The 21,873-nt window shown below is 69.4% G+C and carries 18 protein-coding genes; 8 read left to right on the forward strand and 10 right to left on the reverse strand.

Features of this window, described 5'->3' with window-relative positions:
• Positions 1–58: 58 nt before the first annotated feature.
• The 3 genes from OG568_RS16210 to thyX all read right to left on the reverse strand — a co-directional run bounded on the left by OG568_RS16210 (position 59) and on the right by thyX (position 3,732).
• Positions 59–1,744: a ribonuclease J gene (locus tag OG568_RS16210; protein ID WP_266586413.1), complete on the reverse strand. Its 1,686-nt coding sequence runs from the start codon at positions 1,742–1,744 to the stop codon at positions 59–61.
• A gap of 137 nt (positions 1,745–1,881) precedes the next feature.
• Entirely contained in the window at positions 1,882–2,781 is a 900-nt protein-coding gene (gene dapA, locus OG568_RS16215) for a 4-hydroxy-tetrahydrodipicolinate synthase (protein WP_266430499.1), read from the reverse strand.
• 210 nt (positions 2,782–2,991) lie between these two features.
• Entirely contained in the window at positions 2,992–3,732 is a 741-nt protein-coding gene (gene thyX, locus OG568_RS16220) for an FAD-dependent thymidylate synthase (RefSeq protein ID WP_266586409.1), read from the reverse strand.
• A gap of 203 nt (positions 3,733–3,935) precedes the next feature.
• Here thyX and OG568_RS16225 point away from each other — a divergent pair, with 203 nt between their 5' ends.
• Both OG568_RS16225 and OG568_RS16230 read left to right on the forward strand, forming a co-directional pair.
• Positions 3,936–4,175 carry a hypothetical protein gene (locus OG568_RS16225; protein WP_266430505.1) on the forward strand — a complete coding sequence of 80 codons (240 nt, stop codon included), beginning with the start codon at positions 3,936–3,938 and terminating at the stop codon, positions 4,173–4,175.
• 122 nt (positions 4,176–4,297) lie between these two features.
• The gene (locus tag OG568_RS16230; protein ID WP_329532092.1) at positions 4,298–4,855 is read left to right on the forward strand and encodes a hypothetical protein; all 558 of its coding nucleotides are present in this window, start codon (positions 4,298–4,300) and stop codon (positions 4,853–4,855) included.
• 126 nt (positions 4,856–4,981) lie between these two features.
• On the opposite strand, the gene OG568_RS16235 is transcribed toward OG568_RS16230, so the two are convergent.
• The 6 genes from OG568_RS16235 to eccD form a co-directional block, all read right to left on the reverse strand.
• A complete protein-coding gene (locus tag OG568_RS16235; protein WP_329532093.1) occupies positions 4,982–5,437 on the reverse strand; it encodes a hypothetical protein in 456 nt (151 codons plus the stop codon).
• A gap of 32 nt (positions 5,438–5,469) precedes the next feature.
• A complete protein-coding gene (dapB, locus tag OG568_RS16240) occupies positions 5,470–6,222 on the reverse strand; it encodes a 4-hydroxy-tetrahydrodipicolinate reductase (RefSeq protein WP_266430514.1) in 753 nt (250 codons plus the stop codon).
• Positions 6,223–6,248: 26 nt separating this feature from the next.
• Positions 6,249–7,628, reverse strand: a complete 1,380-nt coding sequence (locus tag OG568_RS16245) for a M16 family metallopeptidase (RefSeq protein ID WP_266430517.1) — start codon at positions 7,626–7,628, stop codon at positions 6,249–6,251.
• Complete coding sequence (locus OG568_RS16250; protein ID WP_329532094.1) at positions 7,625–9,841, reverse strand: polyribonucleotide nucleotidyltransferase; 2,217 nt, start codon at positions 9,839–9,841, stop codon at positions 7,625–7,627. The genes OG568_RS16245 and OG568_RS16250 overlap by 4 nt, the downstream gene beginning before the upstream one ends.
• Before the next feature lie 374 nt (positions 9,842–10,215).
• Entirely contained in the window at positions 10,216–10,503 is a 288-nt protein-coding gene (gene rpsO, locus OG568_RS16255) for a 30S ribosomal protein S15 (protein ID WP_019064787.1), read from the reverse strand.
• Between the two features lie 208 nt (positions 10,504–10,711).
• Positions 10,712–12,169, reverse strand: a complete 1,458-nt coding sequence (gene eccD, locus OG568_RS16260; protein ID WP_329532095.1) for a type VII secretion integral membrane protein EccD — start codon at positions 12,167–12,169, stop codon at positions 10,712–10,714.
• Positions 12,170–12,441: 272 nt separating this feature from the next.
• Between eccD and eccCa the strand changes: the two genes are divergently transcribed.
• From eccCa to OG568_RS16290, 6 genes are all read left to right on the forward strand, one after another.
• Positions 12,442–16,386, forward strand: coding sequence for a type VII secretion protein EccCa (gene eccCa / locus OG568_RS16265; protein ID WP_329532096.1), 3,945 nt, complete (start codon positions 12,442–12,444; stop codon positions 16,384–16,386).
• 124 nt (positions 16,387–16,510) lie between these two features.
• Positions 16,511–16,897 (forward strand): hypothetical protein, encoded by a 387-nt coding sequence (locus OG568_RS16270; RefSeq protein ID WP_266430533.1) that lies wholly within the window; start codon positions 16,511–16,513, stop codon positions 16,895–16,897.
• 110 nt (positions 16,898–17,007) lie between these two features.
• Positions 17,008–17,322: a DUF397 domain-containing protein gene (locus OG568_RS16275; RefSeq protein ID WP_329532097.1), complete on the forward strand. Its 315-nt coding sequence runs from the start codon at positions 17,008–17,010 to the stop codon at positions 17,320–17,322.
• Between the two features lie 305 nt (positions 17,323–17,627).
• Positions 17,628–19,574, forward strand: a complete 1,947-nt coding sequence (locus OG568_RS16280; RefSeq protein WP_329532098.1) for an ATP-binding protein — start codon at positions 17,628–17,630, stop codon at positions 19,572–19,574.
• Positions 19,575–19,625: 51 nt separating this feature from the next.
• On the forward strand, positions 19,626–20,954 hold the full coding sequence (locus OG568_RS16285; RefSeq protein WP_329532099.1) for an SUKH-4 family immunity protein: 1,329 nt from the start codon (positions 19,626–19,628) through the stop codon (positions 20,952–20,954).
• Between the two features lie 118 nt (positions 20,955–21,072).
• Complete coding sequence (locus OG568_RS16290; RefSeq protein ID WP_266430545.1) at positions 21,073–21,378, forward strand: hypothetical protein; 306 nt, start codon at positions 21,073–21,075, stop codon at positions 21,376–21,378.
• Between the two features lie 42 nt (positions 21,379–21,420).
• Here OG568_RS16290 and OG568_RS16295 read toward each other — a convergent pair whose 3' ends face one another.
• The gene (locus OG568_RS16295; protein ID WP_329532100.1) at positions 21,421–21,849 is read right to left on the reverse strand and encodes a hypothetical protein; all 429 of its coding nucleotides are present in this window, start codon (positions 21,847–21,849) and stop codon (positions 21,421–21,423) included.
• Between the last annotated feature and the right edge of the window lie 24 nt (positions 21,850–21,873).

A 21,873-nucleotide genomic window follows, 5' to 3' on the forward strand; every position in this document is an offset into this window, starting at 1 on the left:
GCGGGGCGCCCCGATGCAAATCGAGGGGCCCCGCTCCGGAGTTGGCGTGTGCGAGGGGTCAGACCTCGACGACGACCGGCAGGATCATCGGGCGGCGACGGTAGTTGTCCGACACCCACTTGCCCAGCGTGCGGCGGATGAGCTGCTGCATCTGGTGGGGTTCGACCACACCGTCCTGGGCCGAGCGCTCCAGGACCTCCGTGATCTTCGGGACGACATCTCCGAAGGCGGAGTCGTCGATACCCGAACCACGCGCGTGGACGTGCGGGCCTGCGGTGATCTTGCCCGTACTGGCGTCGATCACCACGAAGACCGAGATGATGCCCTCGTCGCCGAGGATCTTGCGGTCCTTGAGCGCCGGCTCGCCCACGTCCCCGACCGAGAGGCCGTCGACGTACACGTAACCCGCCTGGACCTTGCCGGAGATCTTGGCCTTGCCCTCGATGAGGTCGACGACGATTCCGTCCTCGGCGATCACGATGCGGTCGTGCGGGACGCCGGTGAGGGCGCCGAGCTCGGCGTTGGCGCGCAGGTGGCGCCATTCGCCGTGGACCGGCATCAGGTTCCGCGGCTTGCAGATGTTGTAGAAGTACAGCAGCTCGCCCGCGGAGGCGTGGCCGGAGACGTGCACCTTGGCGTTGCCCTTGTGGACGACGTTGGCGCCCCAGCGGGTGAGGCCGTTGATGACGCGGTAGACCGCGTTCTCGTTGCCCGGGATGAGCGACGAGGCCAGGATCACCGTGTCGCCCTGGACGATCCGGATCTGGTGGTCCCGGTTGGCCATCCTCGACAGGGCCGCCATCGGCTCGCCCTGCGAGCCCGTACAGACGAGGACGATCTCGTGCTCCGGGAGGTCGTCGAGCGTCTTGACGTCCACCACCAGGCCCGGCGGGACCTTCAGATAACCCAGGTCCCGGGCGATGCCCATGTTGCGGACCATCGAGCGGCCGACGAAGGCGACCCGGCGGCCGTACTCATGGGCCGCGTCCAGGATCTGCTGGATGCGGTGAACGTGGCTGGCGAAGCTCGCCACGATGATCCGCTTGCGGGCACTGGCGAAGACCGTGCGCAGCGCGTTCGAGATGTCGCGCTCGGGCGGGACGAACCCCGGAACCTCGGCGTTCGTGGAGTCGGAGAGGAGGAGGTCGATACCTTCCTCGCTCAGACGTGCGAACGCGTGCAGGTCGGTGAGGCGGTTGTCCAGCGGGAGCTGGTCCATCTTGAAGTCGCCGGTGTGGACGACCATGCCCGCGGGGGTGCGGATGGCGACCGCGAGGGCGTCCGGGATGGAATGGTTGACCGCCACGAACTCGCAGTCGAAGGGGCCGATGCGCTCGCGGTGCCCCTCCGCGACTTCGAGCGTGTAGGGGCGGATGCGGTGCTCCTGGAGCTTCGCCTCGATGAGGGCGAGGGTCAGCTTGGAGCCGATCAGCGGGATGTCCGGCTTCTCGCGCAGGAGGAACGGGACGGCGCCGATGTGGTCCTCGTGGCCATGTGTGAGAACGATGCCCTCGATGTCGTCGAGGCGGTCCCTGATGGACGTGAAGTCCGGCAGGATCAGGTCGATTCCGGGCTGCTCCTCCTCGGGGAAGAGCACTCCGCAGTCGACGATCAGGAGGCGGCCGTCGTATTCGAAGACCGTCATGTTCCGGCCGATTTCGCCGAGGCCACCGAGCGGGGTGACCCGCAGGCCTCCCTGGGGAAGCTTCGGCGGCGGGCCGAGTTCAGGATGCGGATGACTCAAAAGACTCTCCTCACCACACGCGCCACGTACCTGGCAAGGCACGTGGCGCGCATGACGTTCGTGCAGTAGCAGTTGTCTGTGTGGGGTGCAGGCCCGTGGCCTGCGTTGTCGTGCGTATTCAGTTGTGAAGTCTGTATTTAGAGCTCTACCCCGCCGGCAGCAAGATCGATCTTGAGCTGGGCGGTCTCCTCGGGCGACAGCTCGACCATCGGGGCACGCAGCGGTCCTGCGGGCAGTCCCTGCAGGGCAAGCGCGGCCTTCGTCGTCATGACGCCCTGGGTGCGGAACATGCCGGTGAAGACGGGAAGCAGCTTCTGGTGGATCTCGGTGGCCTTCTGTACGTCACCCGAGACATACGCGTCCAGCATGGCGCGCAGCTCCGGGGTGACGACGTGGCCGACGACGGAGACGAAGCCGACCGCGCCCACGGAGAGCAGCGGCAGGTTCAGCATGTCGTCGCCCGAGTACCAGGCGAGTCCGGAGCGGGCGATGGCCCAGCTGGCTCGGCCCAGGTCTCCCTTGGCGTCCTTGTTCGCGACGATACGCGGGTGCTCGGCCAGCCGCACGAGAGTTTCGGTGCTGATCGGTACGCCGCTGCGGCCGGGGATGTCGTACAGCATCACCGGCAGCTCGGTCGCGTCGGCGATGGCCGAGAAGTGACGGTACAGGCCCTCCTGCGGGGGCTTGTTGTAGTACGGCGTCACGGTCAGCAGGCCGTGCGCGCCGGTCTTCTCGGCGGCGCGGGCGAGCTCGATGCTGTGGTGGGTGTCGTTCGTACCGACGCCCGCGACAACGTGGGCGCGGTCGCCGACCGCCTCGAGTACGGCTCGTACGAGATCCGATTTCTCCACGTCACTGGTGGTCGGGGACTCACCGGTGGTGCCGTTGATGATCAGGCCGTCATTGCCTGCGTCCACCAGGTGGGTGGCGAGCCGCTGTGCGCCGTCGAGGTCGAGTGCGCCGTCCGCCGTGAAGGGCGTGACCATGGCGGTGAGGACCCGCCCGAAGGGGGTCTGCGGAGTGGAGGTCGGAGCCATGGGTAACACGCTACTCGCTGCTCAGGGCGTGGTCTGCCCTCGGGGGACACGACAAAGCGCGACAAATGCGGAGCCCGGCACTGCCTGCTCGGGGGTTCAAGCAGTGCCGGGTCCGTTTGATCAGGCTAGATGAACTTCTCGAAATGCCGCAATACGGACACCTCGCTCGGTCCATCCGCACATGTGTGCCGGACGGCGTGAGGGAGCGCGTTACGGCGCCACGCGCCCGTTGGCATTGAAGGCCGCGTGGGTGAGCGGCATGAGCTTGGCCCACTCCGCCTCCATCTTCTCGCCGACCATCTCGATCTCCCGCTGCGGGAAGGACGGGACCTTGGCGAGCTCGTGCTGGGTGCGCAGGCCCAGGAAGTGCATCAGGGAGCGTGCGTTGCACGTGGCGTACATCGAGGAGAAGAGGCCGACGGGGAGGACGGCACGCGCCACCTCGCGGGCCACACCGGCGGCGAGCATCTCCTGGTAGGCCTCGTACGCCTGTCGGTAGGAGTCCTCCATCACGCGGCCCGTGAGCTCCTGCTGCGCCTGGGTGCCCTCGACGAAGACGTACTTGCCGGGGCGGCCCTCCTGGACCAGCTTGCGGGACTCGTCCGGGACGTAGAAGGCCGGCTGGAGCTCCCTGTACCGGCCCGACTCCTCGTTGTACGACCAGCCCACGCGGTGCCGCATGAACTCGCGGAAGACGAAGATCGGGGCGCTGACGAAGAAGGTCATCGAGTTGTGCTCGAAGGGGCTGCCGTGCCGGTCCCGCATCAGGTAGTTCAGCAGGCCCTTGGAGCGCTCCGGGTCCTTCTGGAGCTCCTCGAGGGACTGCTCGCCGACGGTCGAGACACGGGCGGCGAACAGCACGTCCGAGTCGGACGCGGTGTGCTTGACCAGCTCGACGGTGACATCGCTGCGGAAACTGGGCTTGAGGTCGTCGGCGGGGGTGTCGGTCACGGTGCGGAGGGTCCTTCCCATCACGTCTCTCGGGCGGCGCCCACTCTACGGGCCGAAACTGACAACGGTGCGTTCGGTGCCGTGCCGCGACATTCGTCGGCGAACTTCAGCGAATTCGGTGATTCCGGGCACCTCTTGGGCCTTTCGCTCGTCTGTACCGGTGACAGCGATTCGTTCGAGCCTCCAGAGGAGAAGCAACACCCATGTTCCGTCGGCGCGAGTCCGTACCGTTCGCCTTCATCGCGGAAGCCGACCAGTTCCGCAGCAATGTCACTCCCCCACCGCGTGGGCGCGCGTCGGGCGGCGAGATATTCGGCCGCTGGCTCCTGGGGCTCACCGTGGTCGCCGGGCTGGTGGGCGCGTTGGTTCTCGGGATGCCGTCCCTCTCGCTGGACCAGTCGTCAGCGACGACCCAGCATTCCGAAGCCTCCAACGGCCGCTGACCCTCCCCCGCTGCCCAAATGCCGTGGGGGCACCCCCATGGCCCCCCAAGGGTGGTGAGCGGGGACCCCGCTCGATAGCCTCACCGGGCACAGCCCATGCGTGGATTGAGTGAGGAACAGTCGTGCCCCTGCCCTTCCTGACGGCGGACCGTGACTTTGACGAGGTGGCGGGCGAAGTCGCCCTGCCCTTCGACGACCGCGGCCACTGGCGGCGCCCCTACCGGCCCGGGCCTTGGCGGGTGGCGCTCGCCGCGCTCGTCCTGCTGCTCGCTTCCTACGTGCTCGTCGCGGCCGTGATCATCGCGCTCACCGGGAGCCGCTCCGCGGCGCTGCTCTGTTTCGTCGGCTCCCTGCTCGTCATCCTGTGCGCGCTGCGGCTGCTGCGGATGGGTGTCTGGGTGAGCCCGCGGGGGCTGCGCCGCGTGGGTTTCCTGTACACGAGTACGGCGTCCTGGGAGCAGGTCGTCGCCGTACGCACCGTCCAGCAGCCGGTGCGCTGGCTCGGGCTGCCGCGCACCGTGCAGGGACAGGCGCTGGTCCTCGTACGCGAGGGTCGTGCGGCGGACACCGTGCCGCCGCTGCTCACCTCGCACAACTCCGACTTCCTGGCGCGCGCGGAGGCGTTCGACCGGGCGGCGGACGCCGTCGAGGTGTGGGCCGACGAGTACCGGCGGAGTTGATCCCCCGGCGGTCGTAGCACGTCGAAGGGGCCGGTCCGCGGAGTGCGGACCGGCCCCTTCGACGTGCTTCCCGTCCTGCTGCTTCTCGTCGCACTCGCCTCGTGCTTCTCGGGTTCGCCCTGGCGCTCAGGCCTCGGCCGGGGGCCTGTCCTCGCGCAGGGCGATCGCCCGCTGCATCGCCTTGCGGGCGCGCGGGGTGTCACGGGCGTCGTGGTAGGCGATCGCGAGGCGGAACCAGCTGCGCCAGTCGTCCGGGGCGTCCTCGGTCTCGGCCTTGCGTCTGGCGAAGACCTCGTCGGCCGAGTCACGGTCGATACGGCCGCCCGGGGTGCGCTTCAACTCGTCCACGGGCAGGCCGCCCTCGGCGTCGAGCTCGGCGGCGAGCCGGTTGGCCTTGCGGACGAACTCGGTGATCTTCCACAGGAACCAGATGCCGATGACCGGCAGGATCAGCACCGCGACACCGAAGGTGACGGTGATCAGGGTGCCGTTCTGGATGAGCAGCACGCCTCGGCTGCCGACCAGGACGAAGTAGACGACCAGGACGGCGGCCGTGACGGCGTAGGTGATCTTCGCGCGCATGTCTGCCGGCTATCTGTTGTGCGTCCCTCGGCTCAGCCGAGGTCCAGGAAGTGTTCCAGGCCGAAGGTGAGGCCCGGCGTGGTCACCACGCGGCGGACGCCGAGCAGGATGCCCGGCATGAAGCTGCTGTGGTGGAGGGAGTCGTGGCGGATGGTGAGGGTCTCGCCCTCGCCGCCCAGCAGGACCTCCTGGTGGGCGAGGAGCCCGCGCAGGCGCACCGCGTGCACCGGGACGCCGTCGACGTTCGCGCCGCGGGCGCCGTCCAGGGCGGTCGCCGTGGCGTCGGGCTGCGGGGCGCTGCCCGCGCGCTTGCGGGCCGCGGCGATGAGCTGGGCGGTACGCGTGGCGGTGCCGCTGGGGGCGTCCACCTTGTTCGGGTGGTGCAGCTCGACGACCTCGACGGACTCGAAGTACGGCGCGGCGACCTCGGCGAACTTCATGGTCAGTACGGCCCCGATGGAGAAGTTGGGCGCGATGAGCACGCCGGTCTCCGGGGACTCGGCCAGCGAGGCGTTGAGCTGCGCGAGTCGCTCGTCGGTCCAGCCGGTCGTGCCGACCACGGCGTGGATGCCGTGCCGGACACAGAAGTCGAGGTTGCCCATCACCGAGGCCGGGGTGGTCAGTTCGACCACGACCTGGGTGCCGGTGGCGACCAGCGCCTCCAGCTCGTCACCGCGGCCCAGCGCGGCCACCAGCTCCAGGTCCTCGGCGGCCTCGACGGCTCGTACCGCCTCGGCCCCGATCCGGCCCTTGGCACCGAGGACCGCCACGCGCAGCTTGCTCATTGCTTCGTTCCTTACCGAGACGGGAATTACGCGACCGCGTCGTGCAGACGGGAGGCCTGCTTGTCCTTGAGCGGGCCTATGACCGACAGCGAGGGCCGCTGTCCCAGGATGTCGCGGGCGACCGAGCGGACCTCGTCGGGGGTGACCGACGCTATCCGGACCAGCATGTCGTCGACGGACATCTGCTCGCCCCAGCACAGCTCGCTCTTGCCGATACGGTTCATCAGCGCGCCGGTGTCCTCCAGGCCGAGGACGGTGGAGCCCTGCAACTGACCGATGGCGCGGCCGATCTCGTCGTCCGAGAGGCCGTGCTCGGCGACGTGGTCGAGCTCGTCGCGGCAGATCTTGAGCACGTCGTGGACCTGGCTCGGCCTGCAGCCCGCGTACACGCCGAAGAGGCCGCAGTCGGCGAAGCCCGAGGTGTACGAGTACACGCTGTAGGCCAGGCCGCGCTTCTCACGGACCTCCTGGAAGAGGCGGGAGGACATGCCACCGCCGAGGGCGGTGTTCAGGACGCCCAGGGCCCAGCGGCGCTCGTCGGTGCGGGCGAGGCCCGGCATGCCGAGGACGACATGGGCCTGCTCGGTCCTGCGGCCGAGGAGTTCGACGCGGCCCGCGGTGCGGATGGCGCGGCGGCCGTCGCGCGGGGCGATCGGCTCGACGGCGGTCTCCTTGAGGGCGCCCGCCTTCTCGAAGGCGGCGCGGACCTGACGTACGACCTTGTTGTGGTCGACGTTGCCCGCGCAGGCGACCACCAGGTGCGTCGGGTCGTAGTGCTTCTTGTAGAAGCGGCGGATGCGGTCGGCGCCGAGCGCGTTGACCGTGTCGACCGTGCCGAGGACCGGGCGGCCGAGGGGGGTGTCGCCGAGCATGGTGTGCGCGAACAGGTCGTGCACGCAGTCGCCCGGGTCGTCCTCCGTCATCGCGATCTCTTCGAGGATCACGCCGCGCTCGGCGTCCACGTCGGCCTGCTCGATCAGCGAACCGGTGAGCATGTCGCACACGACGTCGATGGCGAGCGGGAGGTCGGTGTCGAGCACGCGCGCGTAGTAGCACGTGTACTCCTTGGCCGTGAACGCGTTCATCTCGCCGCCGACCGCGTCGATGGCGGAGGAGATGTCCAGGGCGCTGCGCCGGGAGGTGCCCTTGAAAAGCAGATGCTCCAGGTAGTGCGTGGCGCCGTTCAGCGTCGGCGTCTCGTCGCGGGAGCCGACGTGCGCCCAGATCCCGAAGGTGGCCGAGCGTACGGAGGGGAGGGTCTCGGTGACGATGCGCAGGCCGCCGGGGAGGGTGGTCTTGCGGACCGTACCGATGCCGTTCTCGCCCTTGATGAGGGTTTGGGTACGGGCGACGGCCCGCGCCTCCGAGGAGGTGCGGGCCGTCGCCGTGGAGCTACGAGACGTCACTGGTCGGTGTCGTCCTTCTTGTCGTCGTCGCCTTCGCCCTCGATCACGGGGATGAGGGAGAGCTTGCCGCGGGAGTCGATCTCGGCGATCTCGACCTGGACCTTCTGGCCCACTCCGAGGACGTCCTCGACGTTCTCCACGCGCTTGCCGCCGGCGAGCTTGCGGATCTGCGAGATGTGCAGCAGACCGTCCTTGCCCGGGAGCAGCGACACGAACGCGCCGAAGGTCGTCGTCTTCACGACGGTGCCCAGGTAGCGCTCGCCGACCTCCGGCATGGTCGGGTTGGCGATGCCGTTGATCGTGGCGCGGGCGGCCTCGGCGGCCGGGCCGTCGGCGGCACCGATGTAGATGGTGCCGTCGTCCTCGATCGTGATCTCGGCGCCGGTGTCCTCCTGGATCTGGTTGATCATCTTGCCCTTGGGGCCGATGACCTCACCGATCTTGTCCACGGGGATCTTGACGGTGATGATCCGCGGGGCGTTCGGGGACATCTCGTCCGGCGTGTCGATCGCTTCCATCATCACGTCGAGGATGTGGAGGCGGGCGTCACGGGCCTGCTTGAGGGCAGCGGCCAGGACGGAGGCCGGGATGCCGTCCAGCTTGGTGTCGAGCTGGAGGGCGGTCACGAACTCCTTGGTGCCGGCGACCTTGAAGTCCATGTCGCCGAAGGCGTCCTCCGCACCGAGGATGTCGGTGAGGGCGACGTAGTGCGTCTGGCCGTCGATCTCCTGGGAGATCAGACCCATGGCGATACCGGCGACGGGGGCCTTCAGCGGCACACCGGCGTTCAGCAGCGACATGGTGGAGGCGCAGACCGAGCCCATGGAGGTCGAGCCGTTGGAGCCGAGGGCCTCGGACACCTGACGGATCGCGTAGGGGAACTCCTCGCGGGTCGGCAGGACCGGCACGATCGCGCGCTCGGCGAGCGCGCCGTGGCCGATCTCGCGGCGCTTCGGGGAGCCCACGCGGCCCGTCTCACCGACGGAGTACGGCGGGAAGTTGTAGTTGTGCATGTAGCGCTTGCGGGTCACCGGGGAGAGGGTGTCCAGCTGCTGCTCCATGCGGAGCATGTTGAGGGTGGTGACGCCCAGGATCTGGGTCTCGCCACGCTCGAACAGCGCCGAGCCGTGCACGCGCGGGATGGCCTCGACCTCGGCGGCGAGCGTACGGATGTCCGTGACGCCACGGCCGTCGATGCGGACCTTGTCCTTGATGACGCGCTCGCGGACCAGCTTCTTGGTCAGCGCACGGTACGCGGCGGAGATCTCCTTCTCGCGGCCCTCGAACTGCGGGAGCAGCTTCTCGGCGGCGATGTCCTTGACGCGGTCCAGCTCGGCCTCGCGGTCCTGCTTGCCGGCGATGGTGAGCGCCTGGGCGAGCTCGCTCTTGACCGCGGCGGTCAGGGCCTCGATGACGTCGTCCTCGTAGTCGAGGAAGATCGGGAACTCGGCGGTGGGCTTGGCGGCCTTCGCGGCGAGGTCCGACTGTGCCTTGCACAGAACCTTGATGAAGGGCTTCGCGGCGTCCAGACCGGACGCGACGACCTCCTCGGTCGGCGCCTCGGCGCCGCCCTGGACCAGCTGGATGGTCTTGTCGGTGGCCTCGGCCTCGACCATCATGATCGCGACGTCGCCGTCCTCCAGGACGCGACCGGCGACGACCATGTCGAAGACGGCGTCCTCGAGCTCGGTGTGCGTCGGGAACGCGACCCACTGGCCGTTGATCAGCGCGACGCGGACGCCGCCGACCGGGCCGGAGAAGGGCAGACCGGCCAGCTGCGTGGACGCGGAGGCGGCGTTGATCGCCACGACGTCGTACAGGTGGTCGGGGTTGAGCGCCATGATCGTGGCGACGACCTGGATCTCGTTGCGCAGGCCCTTCTTGAAGGACGGGCGCAGCGGGCGGTCGATCAGACGACAGGTGAGGATCGCGTCCTCGGAGGGACGGCCCTCACGGCGGAAGAAGCTGCCGGGGATCTTGCCGGCGGCGTACATCCGCTCCTCGACGTCCACCGTGAGGGGGAAGAAGTCGAGGTTTTCCTTGGGCTTCTTGGAAGCGGTGGTGGCCGACAGCACCATGGTGTCGTCGTCCAGGTACGCCACGGCGGAGCCGGCGGCCTGCTTGGCCAGGCGGCCCGTCTCGAAGCGGATGGTGCGGGTGCCGAAGGAACCGTTGTCGATAACGGCCTCGGCGTAGTGGGTCTCGTTCTCCACTAGCGTTTTCTCCTCGTCTTCGTCCCGTCTGCCCGTGTGGCAGGGGGACGGTGGCGGAGAGGCGCTCCGTCTGGTGCGGGCCGGTCTTCGATCGAAGCACCCGGGATCTCATTCCCCGGGGGCCACTACCGAGGACCGGCGGCGGTGCGGTGCGCGTCTCCTCGTTCGTTGACGTGACGCTCCCTACCCGGCGGGTACGGAGTCATCACGCTGTGTCGTACGTGCTGTGTCCTGCGTATTGCGTTGTGCTACCACACTACAAAGCGTCGGTGACACTCCGCACGTACAGAGACGTACGGCAGCACTTACAGCAGCGGCACGTACAGCAAAAGGAGCGGCTCCCAAGAGGTGGGAACCGCTCCCTTCACGGCGTCTTACTTGGCGCCCGCCGCACCGCGGCGGATGCCCAGGCGGTCGACCAGCGCACGGAAGCGCTGGATGTCCTTCTTGGCCAGGTACTGCAGCAGCCGGCGGCGCTGACCGACCAGGATCAGCAGACCACGACGGGAGTGGTGGTCGTGCTTGTGGGTCTTGAGGTGCTCGGTCAGGTCCGAGATGCGGCGCGAGAGCATGGCGACCTGGACCTCGGGGGAGCCGGTGTCGCCCTCCTTCTGACCGAACTCGCTGATGAGCTGCTTCTTCGTAGCGGCGTCGAGCGACACGCGTACTCCTCGTAGTCTTTAAATGTGCCACCGAGTGCCCCTGGTCCACATCTCAGGGGAGCTTCCGTTACTCGGGAGGCGGGGATCCGCTGGGCGCGGCCACCAGAGCCATGGGCTCCGGGGGTGCGTACACAAACGGCCGTCACACAGCGTACCAGCCTGGAAGTGGCCGGTTCTCCGTCGCGGCCCCACAGCCGACGGACGGCCTTCAGACGCCGCCGCGGACCTTGCTGTAGACGTCCAGGACGGCCAGGCAGACCGGGATCAGGGAGAGCAGCACCAGGGAATCCGCGAGATCCAGCATGCGGCCCCAGAAGGGAGAGAGCCCCTTCTGCGGCACGATCAGGGCGATCGCGATCAGGAGCAGCACGCCGGCCCCGACCGAGGCGCCGAGCCACAGGGTCCGTATGTCGACGGGGCCGGAGTTGCCCTGGACCAATTCGATGATGATCCCGGCCGGGGGCGAGATCGCGAGGCCGAGTACCAGCAGACCGAGCGTGACGATACCGGCCACGAAAAGGCACGTCACCTGGGCGGTGTACCGGAAGAGGCGCGCCCGCAGCATCGCGGCGAGGCCGGTGCACAAGGCCAGCAGTTGGGCCCAGCCGCTGTCGCTGAAGCCGAGCACCGCGCCACCTGCGCCGATGATGACAGCGGCGCAGCCGCCGACCAGTCCGAACAGCAGTTCGTGGCCCCGGCTGGTCTGGGCGACGATGCGCTGGACGTCGACGGCCTCGAGGTCGCCCTCCACGCCCTCACGACGGGCCCTGGCCAGGTCCTCCGGATTGCGGAAACCGATCGGCAGCTTGGCGAAACGGGCCGACCATCCGGGCAGGAAGCCTACGATCACCAGCGCGACGACCGAGGTACCGGCGGCGATCTCCCGCGGCTGCGCATCCGTGAGCACACCGCAGAACACGGCCAGCGTGCCGATCGCGGCGGCCAGCGCGGCAGCCACGAACGGGGCGTCTCCCTGCGGCAGCAGCATGATCAGCACGACGGAGCAGAGCAGTACGGCGACGCAGCCGACGAGGAACTGCAGCCTGCCTGGGCCTTCACCCGCGTCCTGGGGGATGGCGCCGGAGCCCGCGATGAGCGCGTGCGGCAGCGCCGAGACGCCGAGCGCGACGGCGCTGCCGCGGTCGTCGTACACCCGGGCCCGCACACCGGCGAGTGCCGTCAGCGCCAGCGCGACCACGCCGGCGAGGATGCCCTGAAGGCCGTGCATGTCGTGGCGTATCGGATCCGCGAACCAGAAGACGAAGCCGAGCATGATCAGCAGCAGCGCGCCGGAGACGAGGCCGGCCACCCGCATCAGGTTGTCGTTCCAGCTGCGGATGTCCTGCTTGACCGTGGTGGCGATCGCGTCCACCACGTCGTCGTGAACGGCCGGCGGCAGCGAATCGGCGAATGTGCGCAGCAGCAGCACTTCACCGTCCCTGACCCGGTGCTCGAGCAACGAACGGCTCGCGTCGAGCACTTGGCCCTCGCGGGTCACGAGGTGGTAGCCGGCGGGGCTGGTGTCCGACTGGACCAGGCCCGAGAGCCTGACAATCTCGGGAAAAAGGTCCTGGATCGGCAGGTCCTCCGGCAGCGCGACATCGATACGGCTGTCCGGCGCTGCGATGGTGATTCGGCAGAAACCCGTCGAAATCCCCGTGCTCACCTGGAAGTTCCCCCTGCTAGACAAAGCTTCTTCGCGCCGCTCGTACGACGCGGAGCGCCACCATATCCGTTACCTCGGGAGGCACAGGGTCTGCTTCCCTCATTTCTTCCAGGACCTGCTCCGCATCTCCATGCGTCTGGCTCCCTCGGGCCCTGGACGTGTCAGTAGGATCGACGCCTACGCGAACGACGCCTACGCGAACGAGAAGTACGTCGCGGTACACGGGGGCGTCGGTGCCAGGACGTATCAATCGCGAAGGATGAGTGCATTCGGTGAGCGTCGTCATCATCAAACGGCCACCGCGGATAGTGCCCCCGGTCGTCCCGGACGGCGAGGTCAGGCTCGAGACGCCGCCCGAGATCCCCCGCGAGGGCGACGAGAGCATGCTGATGAACCTGCTGCCCATGATGGGCATGCTGGGTTCCGTCGGCTTCTTCTTCATGCCCAACCTGCCCTCCTACATGAGGGTGGTCGGTGGGCTGATGCTGGCCTCGACGCTGGCCATGGCCATCGCCCAGTTCGCCAAGTCCCGGCAAGGCGGCGGCGCGGGGATGGCGCAGGACCGGCGTGACTACTTCCGCTACCTCGAACAGGTCCGCAAGGACGTACACAAGACCGCGGAACTGCAGCGGCGCAGTCAGCTCTTCCAGCATCCCGACCCGGAGCAGCTGTGGGCGGTGGCGGCCGACGGCAAACGTCTGTGGGAGCGGCGCCCGACCGACGGGGACTTCACCTCCGTACGGATCGGTCGCGGTGTGCAGCAGCTGAACACCCCGCTAGTCGCGCCGGAGACGGCACCCAAGGACGAGCTGGAGCCGCTGACCGCGGCGGCCATGAAGGCCTTCCTCGACGCGCACGGCAGTCTGAACGACCTGCCCGTCTCCGTCTCGCTGCGCGCCTTCTACCACATGACGATCTGCGGAGAGACCGACACGGTGTACGGCAACGCCCGTGCGTCTCTGTCCCAGTTGGCGACGCTGCATTCGCCCGAGGACTTGATGATCGCCGTGGTGGCACACCCCTCCGCGGCGGCGGACTGGGACTGGATCAAGTGGCTGCCGCACAGCCAGCACCCGAAGGCCAAGGACGGAGCGGGCGCGACCCGGCTCCTGTTCGACGACCTCGGAGAGCTGGAGGAGGCGCTGGCGGACCAGCTGGACGACCGTCCCCGCTGGAACCGGGACGCGAACCCCGTCTACGACCAGCCCCACCTGATCGTGGTGCTCGACGGCGGCACCGTGCCGCCGGACTCCGAGCTCGCCAGCTCCGAAGGCCTCCAGGGCGTCACCTTCCTGGAGATCGCCCCCGGTGAGATGGAGGAGGAACTGCGCGCGGGCCTGACGGCCTACGTGAAGGCGGACCGGATGCGGCTGTTCGTCGGCCACGAGTCCGCGTACACCGGCAAGCCGGACGTGCTGAACGCGGCGCAGGCCGAGTCGCTGGCGCGGCAGCTCGCCCCCTTCCGGGTCGGCACCGCGGAGGAGGGCGAACCCCTCCTGTCCAACCTGGACTTCACGGATCTCATGGGCATCGGCGACGCGGGTACCGTCGACGTGTCCCGCACCTGGCGTCCGCGCACGCTGCACGAGCGGCTGCGGGTGCCGATCGGTGTCGGCGAGGCCGGCGAGCCGGTCATGCTCGACCTCAAGGAGGCCTCACAGGAGGGCATGGGCCCGCACGGCCTGTGCGTCGGCGCGACCGGTTCGGGCAAGTCCGAGGTGCTGCGTACGCTGGTGCTCGGTCTCGCGGTGACGCACTCCTCGGAGACGCTGAACTTCATCCTCGCGGACTTCAAGGGCGGTGCGACCTTCGCCGGTATGGCGGACATGCCGCACACCGCGGCCGTGATCACCAACCTCGCGGACGACCTCACCCTCGTCGACCGTATGCGTGACTCGATCATGGGTGAGACGCAGCGCCGTCAGGAGTTGCTGCGCACGGCCGGCAACTACGCCAACCTGCACGACTACGAGAAGGCCCGGGCGGCGGGCGCCGCGCTCGAACCGATGGCCTCGCTGGTGATCGTGCTCGACGAGTTCTCCGAACTCCTCACCGCCAAGCCGGACTTCATCGACATGTTCATCCAGATCGGCCGTATCGGCCGTTCGCTGGGTGTGCACCTGCTGCTGGCTTCGCAGCGCCTGGAGGAGGGCAAGCTGCGCGGCCTGGACACCTACCTGTCGTACCGGATCGGTCTGCGCACCTTCTCCGCCGCCGAGTCCCGTACGGCGATCGGAGTCCCGGACGCCTACCACCTGCCGTCGATCCCCGGCTCCGGTTATCTGCGCTACGACACCGACACCATGGTCCGCTTCAAGGCGGCGTACGTGTCGGGGCCGTACCACGGCGAGGGCCCGTCCCGGGTGCACCGCTCGACCCAGTTGCGGCCCGCGCTGTTCACGGCGGAGCGCGTGGCGCTTCCCCCGCAGCCGGTGGTCGAGGAACCCGAGGCCGACAACAGGGTGGACGACGCACTGGCCGACACCGTCCTGGACGTCATCGTCAGCAGGATGGTCAACCAGGGACCGCCCGCCCACCAGGTGTGGCTGCCCCCGCTCGAAGAGGCTCCCTCGCTGGAGCAGCTCCTCCCCCAGCTCGCCGTCACCCCGGAGCGTGGCCTGACCGCGCCCGACTACACGGCTCTCGGCCGGCTCAACGTGCCGGTCGGCCTGGTGGACAAGCCGTTCGAGCAGCGGCGCGACGTGCTGTACCGGGACTTCTCGGGCGGCGCCGGTCACGGTCTGTTCGTCGGTGGCCCGCAGTCCGGCAAGTCGACGCTGCTGCGCTCGCTCATCTCGTCGTTCGCCCTCACCCACACACCCTCCGAAGTGCAGTTCTACTGCCTGGACTTCGGCGGTGGCAGCCTGATCGCGATGGAGGACCTGGCACACGTCGGCGGGGTCGCCAACCGTCTCGACGCCGAGAAGGTGCGCCGCACGGTCAGCGAGGTCGAGGGGATCCTCAACGCGCGCGAGGAGTACTTCCGCACCAACAACGTCGACTCGATCCAGACTTATCGTCAGCGGCGGGCCGCGGGAGCGCTGCCCGACCAGCTCTGGGGGGACGTCTTCCTCGTCATCGACGGCTGGGCCACCTTCAAGACGGACTACGAGCTGCTCGAGTCCACCGTCACCGAGATCGCGACGCGAGGCCTCGGTTTCGGTGTGCACGTGATCCTGAGCGCGAGCCGCTACACCGAAGTGCGGCCCGCGCTCAAGGACATGCTGCAGAACCGCATCGAGCTGCGGCTCGGTGACCCGACCGAGTCGGAGATCGACCGCAAGGTCGCGCAGAACGTCCCCGCGAGCGTGCCGGGCCGCGGTCTGACCCAGGACAAGCTGCACTTCATGACCGGGCTGCCCCGGGTCGACGGCTCATCGGCGATCGAGGACCTGTCGGAGGCGACGTCGATCCTCATCCGCGGCATCAACGACAACTGGCAGGGCAACCACGCCCCGTCCGTACGGCTGCTGCCCAAACTCCTGCCGTCGGAGCGGCTGCCCAAGGGGTTCGAGCACCCGGACCGCGGTGTGGCCATCGGCATCGACGAGTCGTCGCTCGCGCCGGTCTTCGTCGACTTCGAGGCGGACCCGCACTTCATCGTGTTCGGTGAGAGCGAGTCCGGTAAGTCCGCGATGCTGAGGCTGCTCATCAAGCAGATCACCGAGCGGTACACGCCGGAGCAGGCGAAGATCGTCATGGGTGACTACCGGCGCGCCCACCTGCAGGGTGTGCCCGAGACGCACCTGTCGAGGTACTGCGCGTCGGCGCCCGCCCTGTCGGAGACGCTGGAAGGCCTCGCCGGTTCGCTCAGCCGACGGATGCCGGGCCCGGACGTCACGCCCGAGCAGCTGCGCAACCGCAGCTGGTACAGCAGCCCGGACGCGTTCGTCATCATCGACGACTACGACCTGGTGGCGACGGGCATGAACCCGCTGGCCCCGCTCCTGGAGTACCTGCCCTTCGCCCGTGACGTCGGCCTGCGCGTCATCATCGCGCGTGCCTCGGGCGGTGCGAGCCGGTCGCTGTACGAGCCGGTGATGCAGCGGATGCGCGAGCTCGGCGCCCAGGGCATCGTGCTCTCCGGCGACCGGACGGAGGGTGCGCTGCTGGGCAACATCACTCCCTCGCAACTGCCGCCCGGGCGTGGGTACTTCCACACCCGGCGGCGCGGTGGGCAGCTCATCCAGACCGGATGGCTTCCCACGCGGTTCTGAGAGTCGGCTGTACGCGAGGGGCGGTACCCATGTGGGTGCCGCCCCTCGCGTACGGGTACACCGCTAAAGTGGCGTTGCGACAGGAAAAGGCCAGTCACGGGGGGCAGTTGTGTCGTCGGACTTCATGAACTCCGATCCCAAGGTCCTCAAGAACGAGGGCTACAACATGTTCACGGTCGGCCAGGACTTCGCCAAGGCCGCGAAGAGACTGCAGCAGGGACTGACCCACCTCGAGGGCGGCAGCGGTGACACTCCGCCGTGGGGTGACGACGACATCGGCGAGAAGTTCGGCGTCGTCTACGAGGGCCTGCGCGACGGCGTGTACCAGTCGATGGGCAGCCTGGCGGAGCGACTCGCGGGGATGGGGATCGCCTTCACCAGGATGGGCGTGGCGCACGAGCGGAACGAGGCCAACGAGGAAGCCATCTGGCAGAAGACGACCGCCGAGTACGACGGTCAGGTGGAGATCCCGACAGGCGTGCACCATGAGCGTCGTCGGCAGGATCCCTGACCCGAGTCCGTGGACCGTGGGTGACACGCCCCTTCCGCAGCGTGAGCACCATCCTCGCAAGTAGGGTGAGCCGCACACTTCGTTCGCACGTCAGGAAGAGGCTCAGCAGCATGACTGAGGCACGGGACAACGGGGTCGAGACTCAGACCGAGGACGTCAAGGCGCGCAAGGAACGGGAGAAGGACGAGCTGTACGCCCTCGACATCTCGGGGGCCGAGTGGCACAGCGCGCCCGGTACCGAGGAGCACGAGGAGCGAGTCGAGATCGCGTACCTGCCCGAGGGCGCGGTGGCCATGCGATCGTCCCTCGATCCCGGCACCGTGCTGCGGTACACCGAAGCGGAGTGGCGGGCGTTCGTACTCGGAGCGCGGGACGGGGAGTTCGACCTGGAGCCCGCGCCGCACAATGGTGGGGTCACGCCCTAGGGCCTGTCTGACAATTCCCGTCGTCGCCCGAAGGGCGGCCTGGCGGCGTCAGGTGCGTGCTCTCGGCGTGCCGGCCCCAGTCCCGCGTACTGGATGTACTCGGGTCTGGGGCCGGTGCGGCGAGTGGGGGCACCTCCCACGCCCTTGAGGCAGTGGGGGAGCGTGCATGGCGTCGCCAGGCAGGCGGGAATTGTCAGACAGGCCCTAGTACCAGGGCGGCGGACTCCGCCTCGGTCACCCTCCGCTCGGCACCTAGGATCAGGGTCGTACGCGAAGGCGTCCGCGATGGCGGAGGACGGGGACCCATGACCGGCTCGACCGAGGACTACGCACCGCATCCCCACATAGGCGGCCGGGCCGCCGCGCTGCGCGCGCTCGCCGCGTGGCGCGGGGCCGGGCCCGGCGCTCCGCGCGTGGTCGTGCTCACCGGCAGCTCCGGCAGCGGGCGTTCGCGGCTGCTCACCGGGTTCCTGATGCTGTGCGAGCCGGAGTTCCGCAAGCGACTGCCGCTGGACGAGATGGATCCGTCGACGGTGCCGCCGGAGCTGCCGGCCCCGGCGGTGCCGGCCCCTGACGGGTTGACCGCGGCCCAGGTCCTGTGGCTCCTCGCCGACCACTACGAGCTGAACGCCACCAGCACCGAGAACGTGTACGCCGAACTGGCCGCACTCGACGAGCCGGTGACCGTCGTCGTACCGGACGTCGACCGCGCCGGTCCGGTGCGGGCCGCGGGCGAGCCCACACGGCTCGTACGGGAGGTGCTCGCCCCCCTGGCCGCCACAGAGACGGTCCGGCTCCTGGCCGAGGTGCCGCGCCCCTTGGCCGCCGAGCTGGCCGCAGGCCTGCCGCCCGGCACCGCGCAGATCATCGATCTCGACGCACCGGAGTGGGCCGACCCCGAGGGCCTGGTGCGGCATGCCCAGGCGGCGCTGAACCCGGAGTTCGGGGCACCCGAGCTGCCGTTCACCGTCGATCCCGCCGCCCGCCTCGCCCTGGGAGCGGCGATCGGCCGCCGGGCCGGGACCAGCCCGCTGGTCGTCCAACTCGCCGTCCACTGCATCCTGATGGCTCCCGAGGGCTTCGACCCGGCCGACGAGAGCCAGCTGCCGACGTCCGTGGGCGAGGCCCTCGACCTGCACGCCAGACGGCTCGGCTCCGACCCGCAGACGCTACGGCTGATACTGGCACCACTCGCCCTGGCCGAGGCCGACGGCATACCGGCCCACCTGTGGGCGCGACTGGCGAGCGCGGTCGCCGGACAGGACATGAGCCGCGCCGTCGCGGGCGGGATGCTGCTCGCCGGGCCGTTCGTGCAGCCCGAAGAGCAGCCGGCAGAGGAGGCGGGGCAGGAGGATGGCACGCGTACGCTCCTCCGGCTGCTCCACCCGGCCCTCGGCGACGAGATCCGCGCCGGCCTGCCAAGCGTCCGCGCCGCCCAGACGCAGATCGCGATGGCGCTGCTCGAGGCCGTACCGGAGCAGGACTGGAGCAAGGCCGACCCCTACGTACGCGACCACATCGCGGGCCACACCCTGGAAGCGGGCCTGCTGCCCCAACTCCTCACGGACCCAGGGCTGTTCGTACACGCCGACCCGGTACCGCTGCGAGCCGCCATCGAAGCCGTCCCGACCGAAGAACTCGGCGCACCGGCCCGTACATACCTGCGTACCGCACCCCTGCTGACCCGCACCCAGGCACCCGCCGTGCTGCGCGCCGCCCTCCTGGAGACCGCGTTCGCCGAGGACGGCCTGCCCGACTATGCCTACGCCGTGCACCATCGGCTCGGCCTCGATCTGCCCTGGCAAACCCTGTGGAGCCTGCCCTTCCCCGGCATCAGCGCCGTGACCGTCGGCAGCCTGCCCCGTCCCGAGGGGCCGACCATCCCGGTCGCCGTTCTCGTCGTGCCCGCGGACACGCCTGGCGCGCATCCGGTCGGCGAGCCTGAGGATGCGGCCCGTTCCGCGGTACTCGTCCACGGCCTCGTAGGAGTGGACGACCTCGGCGACACCGACCCCGGGCTGGTCCTTCGCCCCTCCGAGGAAGAGCGGGCCGCCGCCCCGCTCGGCCTGAGCCGCGGCGCCGACTACCTGCGCGTCTGGGACCGGGCGAGCGAGGAAGTCGTGGCCGCGCTGATCTCCGACGTCCCCTTCACCGCAGCCGACCTCTCCCCCGATGGCATCCTCCTCCTCGCCACCGAGCGCGGGGCCAAGGCCCTCCGCATCCACCCGACGGACCCGGCGATAGCCTCGTAGCAACACCCCGTCCCCCACACGTTCGACCAGCCATCCCGAAGGAGCCTCCCCGTGACCACCCAGGAGCAGGCGCTCGCCCTCGCCGACCGTTGGCTCAACCCGGAAGGCTCGGCGGAGCCGCGCCGCGAGGTCCGGATGCAGGAGTTCGACCTGGGCTGGGTCGTGTGGGCCGCGTCCTCGGCACCCGAGCGCGATCCGATGCCCGGGGAGCGTCGGCCACCTGCCGGGATCGGCAACGCGTGCGGGGTCGTGGACCGCCGTACCAGCGAGCTGACGGTCTGGCCGTCGGTGCCGGTCGACGAGGTCGTACGGATGTACCGGCAGAAGCACGGCGGCGACGCACAGGGCGGAGGTTCTTCGCAAGGAGCCCGTCCGGTCACCGGCCCCGGCAACACCGCCGTCATCACCTACGTCGACCCGGCAGGCGGCGAGGAGACCACCCTCTTCCGCAACTCCGGCCCGGGCCTGCCTCCCGCCGAGTACCAGGCGTGGGCCGAGCTGCAGCGGATGAACGTACCCGTCGGCAATGTCGTCGCGGTCCATACCGACCTGCGTCCCAGCCTGCTCCCCGGCGGCTACACCGCCGAACTCCTCAACACCTTCCCCAACGCCCAGCTCTCCTGCTCGCAGACCTATGGAGCCCTTCCCGAGGAGCGTGCGGAAGGCATCGCGGCGCTGGTCGAGCAGGTCGAGACGATGCACCGGATCGCCGGCCAGCAGCCGCCGCCCCGCCCGCACCGCAGCCCCGTTCCCGCCCAGGTGACGCCCGCGGAGCCGATGCGTGACGTGGCCCTCGGCCACCACCTCGTCGAGGTCTTCGGCCAGGACGGCGTACGCCGCTACGACGCCGACGACATCGCCGACAGCCCGCTGCCCGAGACCACCAAGTCCACGCTCACCTGGGCGGGTCTCCCCGTCAGCCTTCCCCTCTTCTTCACCGCCGACCGGCCCGACGCCCCTCCGGCCGGCGGCCTGTTCACCGACGTCACCACGAATCTGCGCGAACGCCGCAGCCCCGCCGGCGAAGAGAAGATCGGCGCCCTGGCGCACCTGGTCCGGGTCGGCTTCGACGGGGTCGCGGTCATCGCGGTGCAGTGCCTGCCCGGTACGACGGAACCGGACGGCCTCGGCGCGGTCTGGGCCGTGGACCCGGTCACCGCCGCGGCCCGCTACGTCAACGTCTCGGCGGCCGCCTTCGCCCGCTCCCTGGCGCTGCTCGCCACAACACGGCAGCGGATGCAGGGCCTTGACCCGGTCGCGGCCGGCGCGGAAGTCGCGGCGCTGCAGGAGCAGTTGGTGGCCGTCGATGCCTCCGCCTTGGCGCATGCGGACACCTGGTGGTCGCTGATCGTCGAGCAGATGTGGCACGGGTTGTTCTGATCGGTCCTGCGGAGATCCCCACGGGGAACCCCCGCTGAGAATGCCCTCGCTGAGAGAACCCCCGCTGAGAGAACCCTCGCTGAGTGAACATCCGCTGAGAAAACAAGGAGAGCGACCCGTGACGTCGGACAACCCGGCAGCGCCGACCACCTCCGAGCAGGCCCTCGCCATCGTCCGCGGCCGGTATGCACAGCCCAAGCTGCCGGACGGCACCCCCGCTGAGCTGCGCGTCGAGGAATTCGACATCGGGTACCTGGTGTACGCGGTATTCCCGCCGGTCACAGATGCCGCCGGCCGGCCTCAGCCCGCTCCGCCCGGCGGCAGCAAGATCGTGGTCTCCAAGGAGACCGGCGAGACCGTCACCGTCCCCAACTACCCGACCGAGGCGGCCATCGCGCTGTACCGCAGGCAGCGCCAGGCATGACACGTACGGCGTGCTTCGTGCTCCGTGATCCGTGATCCGTGATCAGTAAAGCGAGAACCCGCCGCTGTGCCGCCCTTGGTTCTGCTTCCCGGACTGCGAGTCCCCACCCTCCGGCCGCCTCGGCTCGGACAGCCCGGAGGAGGGGTTTCCGCTCGCCCCCGCCTCCTCGTGCCTGATCTGCTCACGCTCCTCCTCGGAGAGCGCGTCCCACTGACCCCGCAGGGAGGCCATGCCTCCGCCCAGGGCGCGTGCCACCGCAGGGTCGTCCAGCGCGTCGCGCAGGGCGAGGCGGCCGGAGAGCAGCCTCTTCGCCGCGTCCTCCATGTCCTTGCCCACGGCGTCGGTCTCGGACAGCTTGCGCAGGGCCGAGTTCAGCGAACGTATCTGCCCCGGTTCGAGCGCCTCGTCCAGCACACCGCGGTCCGGCGAAGAACCGTGCGGGTTCGGTGAGTTCTCGGGTTGCCTGGTCATGTGGCCTCTCCTCGCTGCCCCTCG

Origin of the sequence: Streptomyces sp. NBC_01450 (genome assembly GCF_036227505.1) — a bacterium.
Lineage (GTDB): Bacteria > Actinomycetota > Actinomycetes > Streptomycetales > Streptomycetaceae > Streptomyces.